Raw genomic sequence first — 20,599 nt, forward strand, 5'->3', positions numbered from 1 at the left:
GGCTCGCGCCCCGGACCCCCTCCGTTCGTCGTCACCTGATCGTGTCCCGGTCCTCCAGTACAGTCGCATGATCGTGAGATCCGAACAGGGCCAGGCGACGGCGCTGGTCGCCGTCCTCGGCGCGACGGTGCTGTGGGGGCTCGCCCCGGTCGCCACCCGCTTCCTGGTGCAGGACGCCGACCCGATGGGCCTGATCGCGATCAGGCTGGCGATCGGCTCCGCCTGCTACCTGCCGCTGGTGCCGTGGATGGGGCTCACCGAGCCCCGGTGGACCGGCCGGGGGCTCGCCGCCGTGACGGCGTGCGCGGTGGTCGGCATCATCGCCTACAACGTCTCGATGACCTACGGCGTCCAGCACGTCGAAGCCGGGCTGGCGGGGGCGCTGCTGGCCACCGAACCGCTCTGGATCGCGCTGCTCAGCGTCGTGGTGCTCAAGCAGGAGCTGACGCGGCCGCTGCTGTGGGGGTTCGTCGTGGCGTTCGCGGGCGTGGTGGTCCTCAGCGTCGGCGGCGGGATCGCCTTCGACCCGTCGATGCTGCTGGGCGCCGCGCTGGTGCTGCTCGGCGCGTTCCTGTGGGGGGTCTACTCCGTCGCGGTGGGCCCGCTCGTCCGCCGGTACGGCTCGTTCCGGATCAGCGCCCTCACGCTGTGGCTGGGGACGGCCCCGCTGCTGGTGGTCTTCGCCGACGAGGTCGCCGCCGCAGCGCGGGCCCTGGACGTCGTCGGCTGGTTCGTGCTGTTCCTCTACGGCGTCGGCGCCCACCTGATCGGGATGCTGCTGTGGAACTACGGCCTGTCCAAGGTGCCGGGCACGAGGGCGGGGCTGGTGCTCAACCTCTACCCCGTGGTCAGCATCGTCGGCGGGGTGGTGCTGCTCGGCGAGGCCGTCGAGCCGGTGGCGCTCGTCGGGTGCGCCGTCGTCGTGCTCGGCCTGGTGCTGTCGCAGGACAACGCCCTGTCGCGCGCGGTGGTCCGGCGCCGCTGATCACGCCACGTGGTGCCCCGCGGGCAGCCCCCTGGACTGGGTCGGCAGCTGGAGGGTCCGGTGGTCCCGCGCGGACACCAGGGTGCGCAGCCACGGCAGGTTCGGGCGCTCCTGCGCCAGCCACAGCTCGGGCTGGTGCGTCACGTCGCGCAGCAGGCCCTGCCCGATCCGCAGCACCCCCTCCGGCGGCAGGCCGTGCTGCGCGGGCGCGCCGTGCGGGTCGAGGGCGCGCTGCGCCCTCGCCTCCAGCCAGGAGAACACGTCGGCCAGCCGGTCGAGCGCGTCGACGAGCCCGCCCGCGTCCAGTTCCGCGTCGGCCCGCTGCCGGGCCAGGATGCGGACGAGCGGGTGGTACTCGTAGTGCGAACCGCCGAGCTGGTCCTCGTCGACCACGTCGACGAGCTGGTGGGCGGCCAGTTCGTCGAGCAGCCGCTGCGCCTCGCCCTCCGAGGTGCCCGCGACCGTCGCGGCGACCCACGCGGAGATGTGCGGCACCTCCAGGATGCTCAGCGCCAGCCACAGCCTCCGCGCCCCGGCACCGATCCGCTCGGCGGCGGCGGTGAGCCGCGAGCCGGTGTCGAGCGAGCCGTAGGTCAGCTCCGCGATCCGCCGGTTCTCGTCCTCCAGGTGGTCGACGAACCGCGCCAGCCGGAACGTCGGACGGGTGTGCAGCCTGGCCCCGGCCGCGCGGATCGCCAGCGGCAGGTACCCGCACAGCTCGACGACCGCCCGCGAGCTCTCCGGCTCCCTGGACACCCGCTCGGCGCCGATGAGCCGCGACAGCAGCCGCACCGCGTCCTCCGGCGCGAGGCCGTCGACGCGGCGGGTGGTCGCGCCGGGCGTCTCGGCCATGCTGGACTGGCTGGTGCACACCACCGCGCTGTCGCTGCCGCCGGGCAGCAGCGGTTCCACCTGGGTGCAGTTCGCCGCGTCGTCGAGCACGACGAGCAGGCGTTTGCCCGCGGTGATGCTGCGGAACAGCGTCGCCTGGTTGGCGAGGTCCGCCGGGATGCTCCGCTCCGGCGTGCCCAGCGCCTGGAGGAAGCCGTTCAGCACCACCTGCGGGCGCAGCGGGGTCGTGCTGCCCTTCAGGTCGACGTGGAGCTGGCCGTCCGGGAACCGGTCGTGCGCCCGGTGGGCGGCGTGCACGGCCAGCGCCGACTTGCCGACGCCGCCGCGGCCGATCAGCGTGATGATGGGCGCGCCGCCGGTCCGGTCGCGGCGCAGCTCGCGGTCGAGCCAGTCGAGGTCGTCGGACCGGCCGGTGAAGTCGCCGACGTCGGTGGGCAGCTGGGCGGGCACCTTCGCGGCGTACCGGGCGCGCTGCGGCTGCGGCGAGGACACCGGGTGGCCCGCGATGATCCGCCGGTGCAGGTCCTGCAACCGGGCGCACGGGTCGAGGCCGAGGTTGCTGACCAGCGTCGCCCGACCGGCCCGGTAGACGGCGAGCGCGTCGGCCCTGCGGTCGGACAGGTACAGCGCCGTCATCAGCCGTCCCCGCAGCTGCTCGCGCAGCGGGTACTCGTCCACCAGCAGCCGCAGCTCGCTGACCAGCTCCCGGTGCCTGCCCATGGCCAGTTCGATGTCGAGGCACTCCTCCAGCACCGACAGCCTGCGCTCCGACCAGTACGCGGCGACCGCCTCGATGGCCGGGCTGTCCAGCTCGGCCATCGGCCGTCCCTGGAACATCGCCAGCGCGGACCGGTACTCCTCGACCGCGCCCGCCAGGTCGCCGTCCTCGGCCCGTTCCCGCCCGCGCAGCGTCGCCCGCTCGAAGACCTGGGTGTCCAGGCAGCCTTCGGGCATCCGCAGCAGGTACCCGCCCCGCGCGGTCTCGATCAGCCCGGTGCCGCCCGCCTTCTCGAAGGCGCTGCGCAGCCGCCACACGCAGGTCTGGATCTGCTTGTCCGCCGTCACCGGGGGAGCGTCACCCCACACGGCGTCGATGATCCGACTGCCCGACACCACTTTGTTCGCCTCGGTCAGCAGCAGCGCGAGAACGGTGAGCTGCCGGTTCTTCGCGAGCTGCACCACGCGGCCCGCGATGGTCACCTGAAGTGGCCCGAGAATGCGGAAGAAAACGTCAATTCCGTTGTCAGGAACGTAACCCGTGCTCATGCTGCCCCCGTGTCATCGGGTAGGACACACAACGGCAAGACCCGGCGGATCGGTTGCCACGGTGGACTGTTCCAGCGACAAACGGAGCAGAACTTGAGTCCACCTCAAAGGTTCACCGGTCGGGACCGTCGATGATCCGGTCTTCCAGCCTGCACGCCTCGTTGATCAGCAGCAGCGCCAACTCGGACATGAACTCGGGCGATACCCCCAGCGTGCGGCCGCGTTCGGCGTACGCGGCGCGCACCGCGAGGACGCGGTCGGGCTGCATCATCGGAATACCCTCGGCCTTCTTGACGAGCGCGACGTCGGAACACACCTTGAGGCGTTCGGCGATCAGCGCCGCGAGTTGCTCGTCGAGGTGCTCGATTCGCTCCCGGAAGGGTCGTAGGATCTCCATCGGCCGAAAGTAAGTGCCGTTGCTCTCAGTGCGGTCTTGCCGGAGAACCCGGTTGCCGAGTGATCGATGATCGCTTTTGTGGCGGAGCGGGGCAATGGGAAGAAGCGCCGAGGAGGTGGGGCCATCACGAATTCCTATCGTTGATGGGGCGTTCGGATCACCGCTCTCCGGGCGGGGGTCGGCGTTCTCCGGGGCCGATTGCGCGACGGCCTCCGCCCGCTCGCGGGCGGTCCGTTCGCGAGCGGTCCGCGACGGGTGCCCTCCGGGGTGTGGCCGATGAGGCGCGGTGCGGTGGCCAATGATCGGTAACGCTGTTGTGCTACCGATTGTTTCGGTGGGGCGGCGGTCTTCGGGGAAGCGAAACCCCTTTCGCCACCGCGAGTGACCGATAGTCACCCTTTAATTGGCCATCCAGTTTTTCGTTGAGGCGTTCGGCTCAACCCGATGTACACCTTCCTTACGGAATGTAATACTTTGCTATATCGGCGCGCGGTGTTAGGGGGTTAGATGATCAGGGTGTTGCTCGCCGAGGATGTGCAAATGGTGCGCGGAGCACTCGTCGCCCTGCTGGACCTGGAACCCGACATGCAGGTCGTCGCGTCGGTGGCCAACGGCGACGACATCTTTCCCTCCGTCCTGCGGAACAAGCCGGACGTGGCGGTGCTCGACATCGACCTGCCGGGTCTGGACGGCCTCTCGGCGGCCGCGCTCATCCGCGACAGCGCCCCGGAAACGCGCACGCTCATCCTGACCAGCCTCGGCAGGCCGGGCACCCTGCGCCGCGCGCTCACCGCCCGCGTCAACGGCTTCATCCTCAAGGACTCGCCGATCGACGAGCTGGCGGACGCGATCCGCGGCGTCTCGGTCGGCCGCCGGGTGATCGACTCCCAGCTCGCGCTGGCCGCGTGGGACGGTGACGAGTGCCCGCTCACGCCCCGCGAGCTGGAGGTGCTGCGGCTGGCGGCGGACGGCGCGAACGCGATGGAGATCGCGAGCAAGCTGTTCCTGTCGGTCGGCACGATCCGCAACTACCTGACGACGGTCACCATGAAGCTCGAAGCGCGCAACCGCGTCGACGCGGTCCGCATCGCCCGCAAGTCCGGTTGGCTCTAGCCCGCCAGTTCCTCCGGGGCGTCCCGCACGTCGAGCGGGATCGACGCGTGCAGGTGGAACCGGCCGTCCGCCGCGCGCCCCGCGGTGAGGGCGCCCCCGATCTCGCGCACCCGCTCGGTCATGTTCCGGACACCGCTGCTGGACAGGTCGCGGATCGGCTCGACGACGCCGTCGTTGACGATGTCCAGCAGCACCTGGTCGCCGTGCCTGCGCACGGTGATGTCGCAGTTCCGGGCCTTGCTGTGCCGCAGCACGTTGGTGACGCCCTCGCGCACGAGCGCGGCCAGCACGGTCGCCGCGGGCTCGGGGACCTGCTGGTCGTCCAGCTCCACGTGCACCGCGACGTCGGCCGACGCCAGCACCGCCGTGGCGGAGGTGATCGTCTCCCGCACCGACAGCAGCCGGTAGCCCAGGGCGATCGACCGCACGTCGGCCATCGTGTGCCGGGCGATGTCGAGGATCTCGGCCACGGACTGCCGCGCCTCGGCGGGGTGCTCCGGCAGCATCCGGTGCACCAGCTCGCTCTTGAGCTTGATCGCCGACAGGCCGTACCCGAGCAGGTCGTGCAGGTCGCGGGACACCCTCATGCGCTCGTCGGCCACCGCGCAGTGCGCCCACCGGGTCCGCGACTCGCCCAGTCCGGCCGCGAGCACGGCCAGCCGCGGCAGGCCGTACGCCACCAGGCCGGTCATCGCGGTGGTGACCAGGCCGAACGCCACCGCGGTCGGGCCCGCGCCCACCGCCGCGTTGGTCGCGCCCGTCGCCGTGACGACCACGACGTACGCCACCCGGCCCGCGCCCTGCGGCAGCACCAGGAGGACGTTGCCCGCCAGCAGCCCCGGCACCGCCACCCAGGCCTGGTCGAGCAGGAACGCGGGCAGGAACGTGAGCGTCGTCTGCGCCACCAGCGCGAGGTGCACTATTGGAAAACGCAATGGCGAGCCCGACGCGCGGAAATAGCAGAGCTGCACGCTTGACAACAGGACAATGATGCCGATGGCGACCGCCGAATGGGTGGAGCCGCGACCGGTCAACAGCGTGTGGCTGATCTCCACGGCGGCCAAGCCGCACATCACCGCAATCGCGGCGCCCGTGATGCGGTCGGTGGGCGGCTTCAGCCGTGCGGTTCCACCCTGGCGGGTCACAGTAGTCATTCTGCCCCCGAGGACGCGCTGCGGCGAATACTACAAGGGCACCACTCCCACGTGCTCCAACACAAGGACGAACACCGGGAACCCGCTGTGCCGCCTTCGTCCGCACCGCCGTCGAATGCGGTTGTAGGGGGTCGGGGTGAAAGTTTCACCACTCGCGCATTAACCGATCATCGCGGATACGTGCCGTCGTACGTGGCGGCACCGGGTCCTCATCGGATGCACTGGGGCTGCGCATCCGCCCGCCGAGACTGGGGAGAGTTCCATGGAGATCAAGGTGCTGGGCCCGTTGGAAGCCTGGCTGAACGGCGTGTCGATCATGCCCACGGCGAGCAAGCCGCGGCAGCTCCTCGCGCTGCTCGGCATGCAGGCCGAGCACGTCGTCACCGTGCCCGCGCTGATCGAGGAGCTGTGGGGGATGTCCCCGCCGCGCAGCGCGCTCACGACGCTCCAGACCTACGTGCTGGGGATCCGCCGCAAGATCGAGGAGGCGTGCCCCCGCCCGCAGGCCAAGGACGTCCTGGTCACCAAGTACGGCGGCTACCAGTTGGAGGCGGGGCCCGAGAGCGTGGACGTGACCGCGTTCGAGCGGGCGCAGGACGCGGGCAGGCGGGCCTACGAGGCGGGCAGGCTGGTGGAGGCGTCGGCCTCCTTCAGCGCCGCGCTGGCGGTCTGGCGCGGCCCCGTCCTGTCGGACGTGAAGGCGGGAGTGCGCCTCGGCATGGAGATCACCCGGCTGGAGGAGAGCAGGCTGGGCGTCCAGGAGACCCGCATCGACGCCGAACTCCGCCTCGGCAGGCACCAGGCGCTCCTGGGCGAGCTGTCCGTCCTCACCGCGCAGCACCCGATGCACGAGAACTTCCGGGCCCAGTTCATGCTGGCGCTCTACCGCTCCGGCAGGCAGTGGCGCGCGCTGGAGGAGTACCGCTCCCTGCACGACCGGCTGATGGAGGAACTGGGCCTCGTCCCGTCCGAACGCCTCCGGCAGCTGCACCACGCCATCCTGAGCGCCGACTCGGTCCTGGACGTCCACGACGCGTTCCTGCCCCAACTGGCGTCCTGAGCGCCTCACCAGTACTGCGGGCGGGGCGGAGGTGTCTGGCGCTACTGTGTGCCGGACCGGGCGGAGGGAAACGGCGGGGATGATCAGGATCTTGCTGGCCGAGGACATGCACATGGTCCGGGGCGCACTGGTGGCCCTGCTCGGCTTGGAGCCCGACATCGAGGTCGTGTCCGAGGTCGAGTCCGGCGACCAGATCATCCCCATGGTCCGCAAGCACCGCCCGGACGTCGCCGTGATCGACATCGACCTGCCCGTGCTGGACGGCCTGACCGCCGCGGGCACCATCCGGGCCACCATGCCCCAGGTGCGGACGCTGATGCTCACCTCCCTGGCCCGGCCGGGAACCCTGCGCCGCGCGCTCGCCGCGGGCGTGGACGGGTTCATCCTCAAGGACGCGCCGCCCGCCAAGCTCGCCGCCGCCATCCGGGACGTGTCGCAGGGGCGGCGGGTCGTCGACTCGCAGCTCGCGCTGGCCGCGTGGGACCAGGGGGAGTCGCCCCTGACGGACCGCGAGCTGGAGGTGCTGCGGCTCGCGGCCAACGGCACCGACGCGCCCGACATCGCCCGCGCCCTCTCGCTGTCGGCGGGAACGGTGCGGAACTACCTCACCACCATCGTCACCAAGCTGGACGCGCGCAACCGGGTCGACGCCATCCGCATCGCGTCCGACGCCGGGTGGCTCTGACCCTCCCGCACCTCCTGGAAGCCCGCCGCGGCGGGCTTCCCGTTGTCCGTCCACACCGGACCCCGAGGGGACACCGTCCACGGAGGACCGATCAGGCGCGGGGGAGCGGGACCTCGGCCTGGAGCCGGTAGGTGTCGTCCTCGGTGACGCCCGCCGTCAGCGTGCCGCCCAGGTCGGACACGCGGTCGGTCAGGTTCGGGATCCCCGACCCGCCGCCGGTCACCGCGGCCACGACCCGTGACCTGGCCGGGCTGCCCGCGGGCGAGAGGCCGTCGTTCACGATCTCCAGCGAGAGCCGGTCGCCCGTGCGGGACAGGGTGATCGCGCAGTTCTCCGCCCTGCTGTGCCGCAGCAGGTTCGTCACGCCCTCGCGCAGCACGGTCGCGAGCGCGGTCCGCACGTCCGGCGTCAGCTCGCACGGCTCCAGCTCCAGCGTCACGGTGATGTTCGCCGCCGTCAGCAGCGCCCGCGCGGACACGATCTCCTCGTCCAGCGACAGCTCGCGGTAGGAGGAGGCGACGGCGCGGACGTCGGCGAGCGCCTGGCGGGAGACGTCGATGATCCCGGACAGCTCCTGCTGCGCCCTCGACGGGTCCTTCGACAGCAGCCGGTGGGTCAGCTCCGACTTCAGCGTGATGGCCGACAGGGAGAAGCCGAGCAGGTCGTGCAGGTCGCGCGCGAAGCGCAGGCGTTCACGGGTCACGGCGAGGTCGGCCAGCTCGGACCGCGCCTCGTACAGGTCCTGGACCATCGTGCGCAGCCGGGACAGCGCGAAGACCACCAGGCCGTGGTTGATCGTCACCAGCACGCCGTACGTGACGTTGATCGAGTCGCCGCCCAGCAGGTACTGCGCGGTCGCCGTGCTCGCCGTGACGAGGCCGAACGCCGGGAGGCCGACCGCGGCGGGCAGCACCAGCAGCAGGCTGCCCGCGAGCAGACCGGGCAGGCCGAGGAACGGGTTGTCGAACAGCACGATCGGCAGGTAGGTCGCGACGGCCAGCACGGCCAGCAGCGAGAACCCCAGCGGTGAGCGGAGGTTCGAGGCCGGGCGGCTGAAGAAGCCCAGCACCAGCCCCAGCGACACGAGCACGCACGCCTCGGCGACCAGCTTGCCGCCCAGGCCCATCCGCGCGGCGATCACGAACACCGTCGCGTTGACGGCGTAGCCGCAGAAGACGGCGGCGGCGATCACCAGTCCGAGCCGGGGAGCCATCGCGCGGCCCTGGTGGAGGCGCCCGCGCCGCGACCGCGCGGGCGCGTCCTCGTCGTCGTCCTCGTCGTCGGGCCGCAGCGGGACGGTGGCGTGCAGCCGGTAGGTCCCGTCCGGGCCCGCGCCCGCGGTCAGCGTGCCGCCGACGCCCTCGACGCGGGACGTGAGGTTGTCGATGCCGCTGCCGCGGTCGACGGTCCCCCCGGTCTCGCGGACGCCGTCGTTGACGATCTCGATGGAGACCGCGCCGCCCTCGCGCCGCACGGTGATCTCGCACCGCTCGGCCTTGCTGTGCCGGAGCAGGTTCGTGACGCCCTCGCGCAGGACGGTGGCGAGCACGGTGCGGGTCCGGGTCGGCAGGTCGCCCCGGTCGCACGTCACGGTCACGACGACCTCCGCCGCGGTCAGCACCGACCGGGAGGAGGCCAGCTCGTCGTCCAGCGACAGCTCGCGGTAGGAGGACGCCACGGCGCGGACGTCGGCGAGCGCCTGGCGGGAGACGTCCAGGACCTCGGACAGCTCCCGGCGCGCGCGGTCGGGCAGCCGGGGCACCAGCCGGTGTGCCAGCTCGGTCTTCAGCGTGATGGCCGACAGCGAGAAGCCGAGCAGGTCGTGCAGGTCGCGCGCGAAGCGCAGGCGCTCGCGGGCCACGGCGAGGCCCGCCAGCTCGGACCGGGCGTCGTCCAGCTCCGCGACCAGCGTCCTCAGCCGGGACAGGCCGTACACCACGAGGCCGACCACCGCGGTCAGGTTCGCGATGTAGAAGGTCTCCAGCGGGACCCCGGTGATCCCGTACTGGACGATGCCGTTGGCGACCGCGACGGTGCCGAACACCAGCCAGCCCGCGGTCGGGCGCAGCACGAGCAGCGCGTCACCGGCCAGGAAGCCCTGCATCCCCGTCCAGCCCTCGCCGTAGAGGGAGATGGGGCCGAGCACGACGAGCGCCTGCGCGGACAGCGCCGCGAGCCCCCGCCCGCCGCGCACGTCCGCCGCCGGATTGCTGAAGAAACCCAGCTGGAGCACCATCATCACGGCCAGGCACACGGCCGCGGGCGCGACGTGGCCGAAGCTCGTCGACTCGGCGATGACGTACTGGAAGGCGTTCACGACGAAGCCCGCGAACACCACCGTGACGACGAGGAGCGCGAGACGCGGGGCGAGCCCGGCCGCCCCGCCCTCGCTGCCGCTGGACCGCGACATCACGGCGTCAAGGCGTTCTGCCACGACTTCTCCCATGCCAAGAGTTGGGGACATCGCCGTCCGAGCCTCATGCTAATGGTGCCTGGACGGTGTTCTGCCGGACTTGCCGGGGTCGACGCTGAGGATGAACCCGGCGCTCGCCAGGTACGCCACGACGTCGGCGACGGTGCTCCGGTCCACCTGGAGGCGGCCCGCCACCTCGGTGACGGTCGTCCGTCCGTCGAGCAGCTGCTTCGCGATCCCCGGTGCGGGCGGGCGGTGCAGCACGACGACGTAGGGCGGTCCGGGGCACACGAGCACCTGGTCGCCGTCCACGTCCTCGATCCGCGCTTCCCGCGCGACCTCGATCGGGTCGTCCTCCTCGATCCGCGGCCACGGGAACACCGCGTCGCTCACCACCGCCACCAGCGACAGGATCGGGCCCGCCCCGTCGTGCAGGCCGAGCGACGGCACCACCACGCCGCCCAGCTCGTCCAGCGTCAGCTTCAGCCGGGACCACTCCGTGCCCGCGCAGCCCCCGGTCCGCCACCGGTCGAACTCGGCGAACAGGACCGGGATGTTCTCCAGCGACACCGGCCCCAGGCTCATCCGGTTCAGCGCCTCCCGCACCAGTGGGCTGTCGTCGGACACGTCGATGTCACCCCAGCGCCCGTGCACGGTCAGCCCGTGCCCGTCGGCACTGACGGACGTGTCCTCCAGGAGCGAGAACAGGGGGCGCCCGGAGGGGAAGTATGAGGTCACTGCGCTACTCCAACTCTGCCCAGGCCGCGCCAGACCGATACCGGTCATAGGAACATCGGGACCGGGTTGAGTTCGTCGAACGCGGCGGGTCTGTCGACCCGCCCCAGGCATACCGGGACGCTGTACAGCCGCCCTGGAGCCAGCCTGGACCAGAAGTGCCGCATGCCGGGGACGATCACCTTCACCACGGGGAGTCCCACGTCGGGGCGGGTCTGGTCGAGCACCAGCAGCTCCAGCCCGCGCTCCTCCAGGCGGGTCCGGATCGATTCGACGTCCAGCAGGAGGTCCTCGCCGGGCGCGTACCGGAACTGCCCGATCCGCCGGGCGGGGGCGAACGGGTCCGGCAGCAGGTAGGGCTGGTTGTCCGTGGAGCAGTTCCGCAGCCAGTGCCGCAGGTCCACGTCCATGCGCCGCCAGTCGCCGTCGCGCAGGCTCGTGATCGACGGCATCACCTGGTTCAGCTCGGTCAGCGCGCGCCGGACGGCCACCCTCGGGTCGAGGTGGGCGCCGAAGCCGAACATGACGTCCTCGCGCGGCCCGCCGATCCGCCGCGACACGGCGGCCACCACCGGGATCTCCAGGTCCGCGGTCAGGTCCAGCACCCACACCTCGCGGCCCAGCTCGGCGTACACGTCGCGCAGCTCGTCGATGAACGGGTCGCCGATCGAGTCCAGGTCGACCGAGGGCATCCGGGTGCGGTTGTACCACCACAGCGCCACGGCGTCGCGCTCCACGACCTCCAGCAGCCCCTGGAGCACCGCGTCCTCGACGCTGCTCCCGGCCGCGCAGCCGTTGGAGTTCGCCGTGATCGACGCGGGCGCGGGAGCCCCGTAGTACAGGGATCCCGTCGGCAGCAGGCGGTGGCACCGGTTCGTCACCGACCACACCGGCGTCCAGTCCAGCACCCCGTGCTCGTCGAACGGCTCGGGCACGTGCTGGAACGGCGAGTGGGCCGCGTTGTGCGCCACGCGGTTCGCGAACTGGCGCTCGTCGTAGAGCTGGACGGCGTCCGGGTGCACGGCCTCGTCGCCGATGCGCCGGTAGCTGCCGCGGACCGTGGCCTCGTCGCCGTGGTAGGTGCCGCTGTGCCGTTCGAGCGCCTCGCACAGCGCGCCCACCTCGGCCTGCAACGGCGTCGCGCCCTTGCCGCCGTTGTCGCAGCGCAGCGTCGAGCGCAGGCCGTCGAGACCGGTCGCGCGCGCGGCGGCGTTCGTGCCGGAGCGGTAGGAGTGGAAGAAGTCGTGGCCGCGGTCGTCGCGGCGGATCTCCTTGACGACGCCGGTCAGCGGGCTCACCAGGTGGCGGTAGCGGTCCAGCACCTCCTGCGGCGACGCCGACCGGTGGCCGCCGCCGTCGCGGGACCGCTTGACCCGCGAGGCCAGCCGGACCGGCGTCCGCGCCCGCTCGCGGACCAGGTCGGGGTCCCCGCAGCCGGGGCACTGCGGGATCCGGCGCACCTCGTGGTGGGTGACCCGCATGTCGAGGCTGTCGTACGACCAGATCTCGCGCTGCCCGGCGTGCCGGTAGCCCGCGAGCCACTTGGTGGTCTCCAGCGCGGCGACCTCCGTGGCCGTCGCCGCCACCGACGGGAGGCCGACGGCGGGACGAGCCGCGGGGCCGAGCCTGCCGCGCACCGCCTGCACGTGGGCCTCGGCGGGCCGGTTGGCCGACAGGCGCGCGGAGAGGCACCGCCAGCAGGCGCCCTCGCCGGGCGTGAAGAACGGACCGACCCACACCCGCGTGCCGGTCGCCTTGAGCAGCAGCCACGGCGTGCCCGTCCGGCGGTGCTCCTCGTCGAGGGCCAGCAGGCCGGGGTCGAGGTAGTCGGTGCAGGCCACCACCGCGAGGTCGGCCTCGCCCGCCACGACGTCCAGCCCGGCGCGGCCCAGCGCGCCGACGAGCGCGTCCCGCCGCGCCCCACCGACCGGGACGACCCGCACGCGGGCGGCTCCGGTGCCGCTCACGGCGGCCGAGGCGTCCAGCCCGGCGGCGTCCCAGTAGGCCAGCGCCGTGTCGTCGGCGTCCTCCTCGGGCACCGGACCGACGAGCCCCGCGGCCCCGAGCCGGTCCAGCAGCCGCCCCGCCTGGTCGGCGTCCACCCCCGCGGGCAGGTCCCGCAGCAGTTCGGCGAGGTCCCTCGTCCCGTCCAGCAGCGGTGCCAGCAGTTCGACCTGGGACCCCTGGAGGGCCGTCACCCCGCTCTCCGAGAACAGGTAGACCGCCTCGCCGTGGACGACCTCCGGCCGCAGGTGGCGCTTGAACCCGATCCGCTCGTGTCCGCGCACGCTCCCGACCCGTTCCCTCAGAGCGCGGACGTCGGTCGGAGACCGGTGACGGGACCGCCGTGGCAGTGGACGCTGAACCCGAGGAAGTCGAGGGCGGCGCCCGCGGGGCGGTCGAACTCGTGGATGACGAGGTCGAGGTCGTCGGTGAGGTCGTCCGCGGTGCGGGTGGTGGCGTTCATCTCTTTCTCCCAGGATCGTGTTTCATCCTTCAAAACAGTGGAAAGCGCTGGTCAGGATTGTGTCCGGCTGGGGGAACCCGCCGGTAGTTACGGCGTACCGTGCGCGAACGTGAAGTTCTCATGCCCGGTAGGGGGTGACTTCACGCCGGACTCGTGCTAGCGACACTGGGCTTTCGAGCGTCCGCGCGGTGGACTGTCCAGGCACCAGGAGGAGCGGACCACCGAGGAGGCACGGCGATGCGGATCAGGGTTCTAGGCCCGTTGGAGGCCACGGCGAACGGTCGTTCCGTGCTTCCGACGGCCGCCAAGCCGCGGCAGGTGTTCGCCCTGCTGGCGCTGCGGGCGGGCCAGGTCGTGCCGGTCGCGACCCTCGTCGAGGAGCTGTGGGGCGAACGCCCGCCGCGCAGTTCGCGCACCACGCTCCAGACCTACGTGATGCAGCTGCGCAGGCTGCTCGGCGACGACGCGACGGGCGTGCTGGCCACCAGGTTCGGCGGCTACCTGCTCGACGTCCCGCCGGAGTGCGTGGACGTGCACGAGTACGAGCGCCTCGCCCGGTCCGGCAGGCACGCCGCGGAGGCTGGCGACTTCGAGTCGGCGGCCAGGCTCCTGCTCGCGGCGCTGGACGTGTGGCGCGGCCCGGCGCTGGTGGACGTGCCGACCGGCGAGTCCCTGAGCATCGAGGTCACCCGCCTGGAGGAGAGCAGGCTGTCGGCCGTGGAGAGCCGCATCGCCGCCGACATGCGCTGCGGCAGGCACCACGTCCTGCTCAGCGAGCTGGCCGTGCTGACCGCGCGCTACCCGATGAACGAGAACCTGTGCGCCCAGCACATGATCGCGCTGTTCCGCTCGGGCAGGCAGTGGCAGGCGCTGGACGCCTTCAAGGCGCTGCGCGGCGCGCTCGTCGACGAGCTGGGCGTGGAACCGTCCGGCTCCCTGCGCGAGCTCCAGCGGGCCATCCTCAGGTCGGACGCCCGCCTGGACCGCGCCGTACCGAGGGAGACCCGGAAGATGATGGCCTGAGCCCGCCCGTCGCCGAGGAGTCGTCGAGGCTCTCCGGAGCGCACGCGGTCATCCTCGTCGCACGGGGGCGGCAGGAGGTGCGGTGGTGCCCACGGGATCGGCGGGGGTCGAGCTGCTCCGCGTGGCGAACGGCCGGGGCGCGTCCGTCGTGGCGCGGTACCTGCGGAAGGCGGTGCGGGACCACGTCCCGCACGGTTGCGGGTCGGGGACCACCCCGTGCCCCCACGAGGTGGAGGCGGCCGGGGTCCTCGGCCCGGGGGTGTGACGGCGGCTCCCCCGCGCGGCCCGGCGAACGGCGGGTGACGACGAACCCCGGCGCCCGTCGTGTGGAACGCGGGGGAGCCGCGGCCCCGCTCGGCGGGTGGTCAGGCGTACCGCTCCGCCAACTCGGTGCCGATCCGCCTCAGTTCCGCCCGCACGGACGCGGGCTCCAGCACCTCGACCGCGGCGCCCCAGCCCGCGAGGTCGCGGGCGATGTCGAGCGGTGTCGGCGCGGCCACGCGGACGCGCGACCGGCCGTCGGCCAGGTCCTCCTCCACGTGGCAGTGCCGCCCGAAGTGGGAGCGCAGCACGGAGAGGTGCCGGGTGGGGGCGAGCACGACCGCCGCCGTGCGGGACCGCTTGCGCTCCACCTCGCCGACGACCTCCTCCCACGCCGCGGCGAGCACGAAGTCGTCCGGGCGCTCGGCGGGCTCGTCCGTCGGCCCGGTCTCCACGATCCGGTCGACGCGGAAGGTCCGCCGCCCCTCGTCGGTGCCCGCCACCAGGTACCAGACGTCGTCCTTGTCGACGAGACCCCACGGGTCGACCAGGCGTTCGGAGCGGTCGCGGGCGTGCTTCGCGTAGGTGATGCGGACCTTGCGCCGCCGCACGACGGCGGACTGGAGCACGTCGACCACCGCCGGCCTGCCCCGGCCCTGGTCGCCCCACCCGGCCGAGTCGATCACCGTGGCGCTCGCGGCGGCCTCGGCGGCGGCCCGGAAGCCACGGGGGAGCGCCCGGACGAGCTTGCGCAGCGCGGCCTTGGCCTCTCCGGAGACGGCGGCGGCCGGGCCGACGAGCAGGAACAGCGCCTGGGCCTCCGGCGCGGACAGGCCGCTGAGGTCGGTGCGGGCGCCGCCGACGAGCGACCAGCCACCACCACGACCCTGTCGCGGGTACACGGGGACCCCCGCCGCGGACAGCGCTTCGAGGTCGCGGCGGGCGGTGGCCACGGAGACCTCCAGCTCGGCGGCGACCTGGGCGGCGGTCACCCGGCCGCGTGACTGCATCAGCAGGAGGGTCGCCACGAGGCGATCTGCGCGCACACCCCCAGTGTGCCCGCAAAGTGCTCAGAGGTTGAGCACTTCACACCGGACGATGGGAGGAGTCATCCGCTGGAGGAAAGGAGCCACCCGTGTTGCGAGGTCTCACCACCGTCACCTTCTTCGCCGACGACGTCCCGGCCGCGGTCGCCTGGTACACCGAGGTCCTGGGCATCGAGCCCTACTTCGTCAGGCCGGAGCGGGGCACCCCGCTGTACGTCGAGTTCCGCATCGGCGACTACCAGCACGAGCTCGGCATCCTGGACTCCGGGTTCGCCCCGCACGCCAGGACGGAACGGGCCTCGGGCGCGCTGGTCTACTGGCACGTCGACGAACTGGAGGGCAGCGTCGAGCGGCTGGTCTCGCTGGGAGCGACGCCGCACGACAAGCCCACCGAGCGCGGGCCCGGCTACGTCACCGCCTCCGTCGTCGACCCGTTCGGCAACGTCCTCGGCCTGATGTACAACGAGCACTACCTGGACGTCCTGTCGGCCTGACGGTCGGCGCGGGCACCGGTGTTCGGCGTCTCCGGGGGGTCGGGTGCGACCTCCCGGCTCGCCAGGACGCGGAGGCAGACCGCTCCGGCGTCCTCCTGGTCGCCCCTGTCGGTCAGCGCCCGGCCCAGCAGGACCAGGGCGTGCCCGTGCGCCACCGCGATCCGCGGGGCGGAGGGGAGCCGCGCGGTCGCCACCAGTTCCAGCAGCGCGGCCCCGGCGGCGTTCCAGTCCTCTTCGGACGGCAGGGCGTCGGCGGGGAGCCCGCGTTCCGGGGTGGTCCGACCGCTCAGGGCGTCCAGGTGCGCGCGGGCCTGGGCGAGGTGGCCCGCGGCCTGGCGGGTCCGCGCCGCCGCCAGCAGGTGCTCGACCTCGTCCGGGTGCAGCGCGTGCAGGTTCTCGTGGAACCGCGCGGCCAGCGCCGGTTCACCCCGCCGGTCGTAGTCCCGCGCCGCCAGCAGGTTCAGCCCCGTCGAGTACGCAGGCGAGTCGGCGGTGTGCTCCAGCAGCGCGGCGGCGTGCTCGGCGGGAACGGGACCGGCCGCCGCGGCGAGGAGCGCGTGCGCGGCAACGGCGGCGATGGTGCTCAGGTCGCTCGGGGGCAGGAACAGCCGCGCCGCCTGGCGGACGAGCTGGTGGACCTGCCAGGAGGTGGTCCCCTCGACCAGGTCGATCAGCATCGTCCGGTCGAGGTTCGCGAGCACGGCGCCCGCCTCCGCGGTCCTGGCGAACGCGGCCAGCACCTCGCCGATGAGCGTGGCGGGCAGCGGGTCCTCGCCGCAGACCGCCGACAGCCCCAGCACCGCCCGTTCGGCCGTCGCCAGCCGGTCGATCGCGTCGCGCACCGCGTGCAGCGCCCGGTCCAGCACGGTGGCGTCGGTGGTGAGGCGGCGGACCCGCTCGTCCAGTTCCCACGGGCCGTCACGCCCCCGCGCGGCGGCCGCGGCGAACAGGATCGTGAACGGGTGGCCGCCCAGCCCGTCCACCAGGTCGTCGATCGCCCGCGCCTCGGCGGCCGTGGCCGAGCGGTCGCGGGTGAACAGCTCGTGGCCGTCGTCGGCCGTCATCGCGCGCAGCCGGACCCGCGTCGCGAGGCTCGGCGGGAACTCGTGCTGGCCGATCAGCAGGGTGTGCACGCCGTCGACGCGCGGCACCAGTTCCGCCAGCACGTGGTCGGGCACCCCGCGGGGGACGTCGTCGACGATCCACAGCGCGGGCCCGCCACCCGCGGCCAGGCGGGCGTTCCACCACGCCAGCACGTTCGCGCGCGACCTGTCCGGCAGGTCCTGTCCGAGCGTCCTGGCCAGCTCGACCAGTTGCGCGGTGTGCGTCGCGCGCACGCGGTCGGGGGAGGCGCCCGCGCCGGTGAGCGTGATGCGGTGCGTGCCGCCCCGGTAGAGGAAGCCGAAGTCGTGCACGTACACCTTGGCGAGGGCGGTCTTCCCGATGCCGCTCATGCCCGTGAGGGCGGCGACCGGCGGGGCCGTCACGGCGTGCACGAGCGGGTGCTCGCCGCGGTGCAGGGCGGAGTGGATCGCCCACCGGTCCCGGTAGCGGCCCACGTACGCGGCCGTCGGGGCACCGGGCGAGGTCTGCCGGGTGGCCGCGCGCTCGCTGAAGTCGATGCCGGAGAACGGCGTGCGCAGGGCCCGTGCCCTGGTCCGGACCTCCGACACGATCGCGGCCAGCTCCGACCTCGTGCCCCACTTCGTGAAGTAGCGGTGCGCGGCCAATTCCAGCGGCATGAGGTGGTGGGTTTTCGGGTTGTCCGGGTTGATCACCAGGATTCGCTGCTCCACCTCGCCCGTGCGCAGCGCGGACAGATAGGCGTGGTGGAGTTCGAATTGGCACGCGGAACGGCCGGAAAACGACTCTGAGTAGTAGACCAGCATCGTTTTCGAGGTGCGCAGTGCTTGCTGGATTTCCTCGGAGATGCTGTGCGAGAAACGGATGTCGTGCTCGTCCATGAACGTGCGTACACCGACCGTTACCAGCGCGTTCCTGAGTTCGCGCACGGCGGGTCGATCCTCGCCGCTGTAGGAGAGGAATACGTCGTATCCTTTCGTGCCCACCGTTGAAGGATAACTCTCCGTGGGCATCGGCGTTCGGATGTCCTGCATCTGTCATTGTATTTTCGCGCGGTGCTGATCGGCCACGAACTGTCTGCTCTTTGTCCTGGCGGATCGCGTCGGAGTCTGGACTTCGGGGCTGGGAATTCGCTTCCGGCCACCCCGGTGGAACGGTCTGTCCCGCACGTGGGCCGGGCGGGCGTCGGTTGCCTGCCGCGCCGGAAACAGGAAACCCCTTCTCCCGGTCCCCGCCGCGGGCGACGCTGGGGGTGTCGGGAGAGCGGAAGGCACGATGCGTCCATGGAAGAACGTCCTGGGGAGTTCGGCGGGGAACTGCGGCGGCTGCGCGAGGAGGCCGGGCTGTCCCAGTCGGCGTTCGCCGCGCGCATCCACTACAGCAAGGGTTACCTCAGCAAGGTCGAGACGGGCAGGGCGACCGGCAACCACGAGTTCGCGAGGGCGTGCGACGACGCGCTGACGGCGGGTGGCGTGCTGACCGCGCTGGTGCGGGGGAGGCGGGAGCGGCAGGGGACCGGGGACGTCGTCACCGCGATCACCGGTCTGCCGCCGACGACGCCGCACTTCACCGGGCGGTCGGAGGAGTTGGCGCGCATCGCCGGGTTCGTGGCCTCGGAGGACGGCGAGGTCGCGTGCGTGCTGAGCGGGATGGCGGGAGCGGGCAAGACCGCGCTCGGCCTGCGGGCGTCGTGGGACGCGCGGGAGTCCTTCCCGGACGGTTGCCTGTTCCTGGACCTGCACGGCCACGCGCCCGGCACGGCGACGGTCACCGCGCACGACGCCCTCGACCCGCTGCTCAGGCTGCTCGGCGTCCCCGCCGAGCAGATCCCGCCGCACGTCGACGCCCGCGCCAACCTCTACCGCAGCAGGCTGCGCGGCAAGCGCGTCCTGCTGGTGTTCGACAACGTCCGCAGCGCCGCGCAGGTCGCCCCGCTGCTCCCCGCGGAACCCCGGTGCCGGGTGGTCATCACCAGCCGCAACAGGCTCAACGCCCTGGACGACGCCGTGCACCTGCCCGTGGACGTGCTGCCCGCCGCGGAGGCGGTCGTGCTGTTCCGCGCCATCGGCGGGGACCGGGCGAAATCGGCCGCGGACGACGTCGTGGGCCGCGTCGTCGAGCGCTGCGGACGCCTGCCGCTCGCGATCCGCATCGCCGCGGCCCGGTTCCGCGGCAGTCCGCTGTGGACGGTGGAGGACTTCGAGCACCGGCTGGACGACGAGACGTCCAGGCTCGCCGTGCTGGACGACGGCGAACGCAGCGTCGCGGCGGCGTTCAGCCTGTCCTGCCAGGCGTTGACCGACGAGCAGCGCAGGCTGTTCGGGCTGCTGGCCCTGCACCCAGGGCGGGACGTGGAGATCCGCACCACCGCCGCGCTCGCGGGCGAGGGGCTGGCGCACACCAGGAGCCTGGTGGACCACCTCGGCGACGCCCACCTCGTCGTGCACGACACCGCCGACCGCCTGACCGTGCACGACCTCGTGCGCGAGTTCGCCCGCGACCGGGTGCTGCCCGACATCCCCGCCCACGAGCAGGCCGCGGCCGTGCGGCGGATGCTCGACCACAACCTGCTGCTCGCCGAGTCGAGCGACGAGTTCCTCGCCCCGAACCGCTACCTGCCGCCGGTCGCGCCGGACGAGCTGCCGGAGGTGTCGGAGAAGTTCACCGACCACGAGTCGGCGCTCACCTGGATCGACCAGGAGTGGCCGAACCTCGTGGGCCTGTGCCACCTGGCCGCCGCGCGCGGACTGCACCACGCGTGCTGGCAGCTCGCCTACATCCTGCGGGACTTCTTCTTCCTCGCGAAGCTCTGGGACCCGTGGATCGACACCCACCTCGTAGCGGCTGCCTCAGCACGGGCCGCGGGCGACACCAGGGCGCTCGCGATGACGCTGGACAACCTCGGCGTGGCCCACGTCGACCGGGGGGAGCTGGACGTCGCGGTCGGCTACTTCGAGGAGGCGCTGGAACTCTTCCGCGAGCTGGACGACGAGCACGGCACCACCGACGCCCTCTCCAACCTGGCGTGGGCCGCGCTCTACCTCGACGACCACCAGACCGCGCTGCGCGGGCTCCGCGAGGTGATGGAGTCCTACCGGCGGCGCGGCCAGCCCCGCAGCGCCGCCATCGCGCTGCGCGGTGTCGCGCTGGTGGAGGCGGAGTTGGCGCGGTACGACGACGCCGTGGCTCACGCGGGGCAGGCGCGGTGCGAGTTCGAGGCCCTGGCGTTGCACCTCGACGTGGTGATGTCGGTCAACTGCGAGGCCTGGGCCCACTTCCAGGCCGGTGACCACGGGGCCGCCGTCGCTCGTTACGAGGAGGCCGTGGAGCTGGGGGAGCGGTGCGGCAGCCGGTACGAGACCGCTCGGGCGTTGATCGGGTTGGGGAACGTGCACCGGGCTGCCGGGCGGGATGCCGAGGCTGAGGCGCTGTGGGCTCGGGCCGATGGGGTGCACGACTCGGTGAACCCGGTGATGATCGGGGAGGCACGGGTTCGGGAGTCGTTGTCGCGGTTGGGGATTGGGTGAGCTGGGGTGAGGCCTGGTCCAGGCCAGGCCAGGCCAGG

Annotated in this window: 17 protein-coding genes; 8 read left to right on the top strand and 9 right to left on the bottom strand. The window is 72.5% G+C overall.

Annotated elements, in window-relative coordinates; translation table 11 throughout:
* The first annotated feature begins 67 nt into the window (after positions 1–67).
* Positions 68–985, top strand: a complete 918-nt coding sequence (locus AC156L_RS41500; RefSeq protein ID WP_330874694.1) for a DMT family transporter — start codon at positions 68–70, stop codon at positions 983–985.
* Here the strand turns inward: AC156L_RS41500 and AC156L_RS41505 are convergent, their stop codons facing one another.
* Complete coding sequence (locus tag AC156L_RS41505) at positions 986–3,037, bottom strand: AfsR/SARP family transcriptional regulator (RefSeq protein ID WP_330874695.1); 2,052 nt, start codon at positions 3,035–3,037, stop codon at positions 986–988.
* Between the two features lie 178 nt (positions 3,038–3,215).
* The gene (locus tag AC156L_RS41510) at positions 3,216–3,500 is read right to left on the bottom strand and encodes a chorismate mutase (RefSeq protein WP_330874696.1); all 285 of its coding nucleotides are present in this window, start codon (positions 3,498–3,500) and stop codon (positions 3,216–3,218) included.
* Between the two features lie 507 nt (positions 3,501–4,007).
* On the opposite strand from AC156L_RS41510, the gene AC156L_RS41515 reads away from it, so the two are divergent.
* Positions 4,008–4,613, top strand: a complete 606-nt coding sequence (locus AC156L_RS41515) for a response regulator transcription factor (RefSeq protein WP_330874697.1) — start codon at positions 4,008–4,010, stop codon at positions 4,611–4,613.
* On the opposite strand, the gene AC156L_RS41520 is transcribed toward AC156L_RS41515, so the two are convergent.
* On the bottom strand, positions 4,610–5,533 hold the full coding sequence (locus AC156L_RS41520; RefSeq protein ID WP_330874698.1) for a sensor histidine kinase: 924 nt from the start codon (positions 5,531–5,533) through the stop codon (positions 4,610–4,612). The genes AC156L_RS41515 and AC156L_RS41520 overlap by 4 nt on opposite strands.
* 496 nt (positions 5,534–6,029) lie before the next feature.
* On the opposite strand from AC156L_RS41520, the gene AC156L_RS41525 reads away from it, so the two are divergent.
* Together AC156L_RS41525 and AC156L_RS41530 are read left to right on the top strand one after the other, a co-directional pair.
* Positions 6,030–6,827 (top strand): AfsR/SARP family transcriptional regulator, encoded by a 798-nt coding sequence (locus AC156L_RS41525; RefSeq protein ID WP_330874699.1) that lies wholly within the window; start codon positions 6,030–6,032, stop codon positions 6,825–6,827.
* 79 nt (positions 6,828–6,906) lie between these two features.
* Complete coding sequence (locus AC156L_RS41530; RefSeq protein ID WP_330874700.1) at positions 6,907–7,512, top strand: response regulator transcription factor; 606 nt, start codon at positions 6,907–6,909, stop codon at positions 7,510–7,512.
* A 91-nt stretch (positions 7,513–7,603) separates the two neighbouring features.
* Here the strand turns inward: AC156L_RS41530 and AC156L_RS41535 are convergent, their stop codons facing one another.
* Genes AC156L_RS41535 through AC156L_RS41550 form a run of 4 tightly spaced genes read right to left on the bottom strand, consistent with a single transcriptional unit; the run spans position 7,604 to position 13,127 of the window.
* Positions 7,604–9,946 carry a sensor histidine kinase gene (locus tag AC156L_RS41535; protein ID WP_484407828.1) on the bottom strand — a complete coding sequence of 781 codons (2,343 nt, stop codon included), beginning with the start codon at positions 9,944–9,946 and terminating at the stop codon, positions 7,604–7,606.
* A gap of 48 nt (positions 9,947–9,994) precedes the next feature.
* Positions 9,995–10,663, bottom strand: a complete 669-nt coding sequence (locus AC156L_RS41540; protein WP_330874702.1) for a hypothetical protein — start codon at positions 10,661–10,663, stop codon at positions 9,995–9,997.
* A 44-nt stretch (positions 10,664–10,707) separates the two neighbouring features.
* Entirely contained in the window at positions 10,708–12,948 is a 2,241-nt protein-coding gene (locus tag AC156L_RS41545) for a TOMM precursor leader peptide-binding protein (RefSeq protein ID WP_330874703.1), read from the bottom strand.
* A 17-nt stretch (positions 12,949–12,965) separates the two neighbouring features.
* The gene (locus AC156L_RS41550; protein WP_330874704.1) at positions 12,966–13,127 is read right to left on the bottom strand and encodes a hypothetical protein; all 162 of its coding nucleotides are present in this window, start codon (positions 13,125–13,127) and stop codon (positions 12,966–12,968) included.
* Between the two features lie 237 nt (positions 13,128–13,364).
* Between AC156L_RS41550 and AC156L_RS41555 the strand changes: the two genes are divergently transcribed.
* Positions 13,365–14,150 carry an AfsR/SARP family transcriptional regulator gene (locus AC156L_RS41555; protein ID WP_330874705.1) on the top strand — a complete coding sequence of 262 codons (786 nt, stop codon included), beginning with the start codon at positions 13,365–13,367 and terminating at the stop codon, positions 14,148–14,150.
* Between the two features lie 85 nt (positions 14,151–14,235).
* Complete coding sequence (locus tag AC156L_RS41560) at positions 14,236–14,415, top strand: hypothetical protein (protein ID WP_484407829.1); 180 nt, start codon at positions 14,236–14,238, stop codon at positions 14,413–14,415.
* A 100-nt stretch (positions 14,416–14,515) separates the two neighbouring features.
* Here the strand turns inward: AC156L_RS41560 and AC156L_RS41565 are convergent, their stop codons facing one another.
* Positions 14,516–15,457: a helix-turn-helix transcriptional regulator gene (locus AC156L_RS41565; RefSeq protein WP_330874707.1), complete on the bottom strand. Its 942-nt coding sequence runs from the start codon at positions 15,455–15,457 to the stop codon at positions 14,516–14,518.
* An 89-nt stretch (positions 15,458–15,546) separates the two neighbouring features.
* On the opposite strand from AC156L_RS41565, the gene AC156L_RS41570 reads away from it, so the two are divergent.
* Positions 15,547–15,951 (top strand): VOC family protein, encoded by a 405-nt coding sequence (locus tag AC156L_RS41570; protein ID WP_330874708.1) that lies wholly within the window; start codon positions 15,547–15,549, stop codon positions 15,949–15,951.
* Here the strand turns inward: AC156L_RS41570 and AC156L_RS41575 are convergent.
* Positions 15,927–18,020 carry a TIR domain-containing protein gene (locus tag AC156L_RS41575; protein WP_330874709.1) on the bottom strand — a complete coding sequence of 698 codons (2,094 nt, stop codon included), beginning with the start codon at positions 18,018–18,020 and terminating at the stop codon, positions 15,927–15,929. The genes AC156L_RS41570 and AC156L_RS41575 overlap by 25 nt on opposite strands.
* 297 nt (positions 18,021–18,317) lie before the next feature.
* Here AC156L_RS41575 and AC156L_RS41580 point away from each other — a divergent pair, with 297 nt between their 5' ends.
* Entirely contained in the window at positions 18,318–20,561 is a 2,244-nt protein-coding gene (locus AC156L_RS41580) for an ATP-binding protein (RefSeq protein WP_330874710.1), read from the top strand.
* Positions 20,562–20,599: the final 38 nt, after the last annotated feature.

The sequence above is a fragment of the Umezawaea sp. genome (assembly GCF_057122925.1).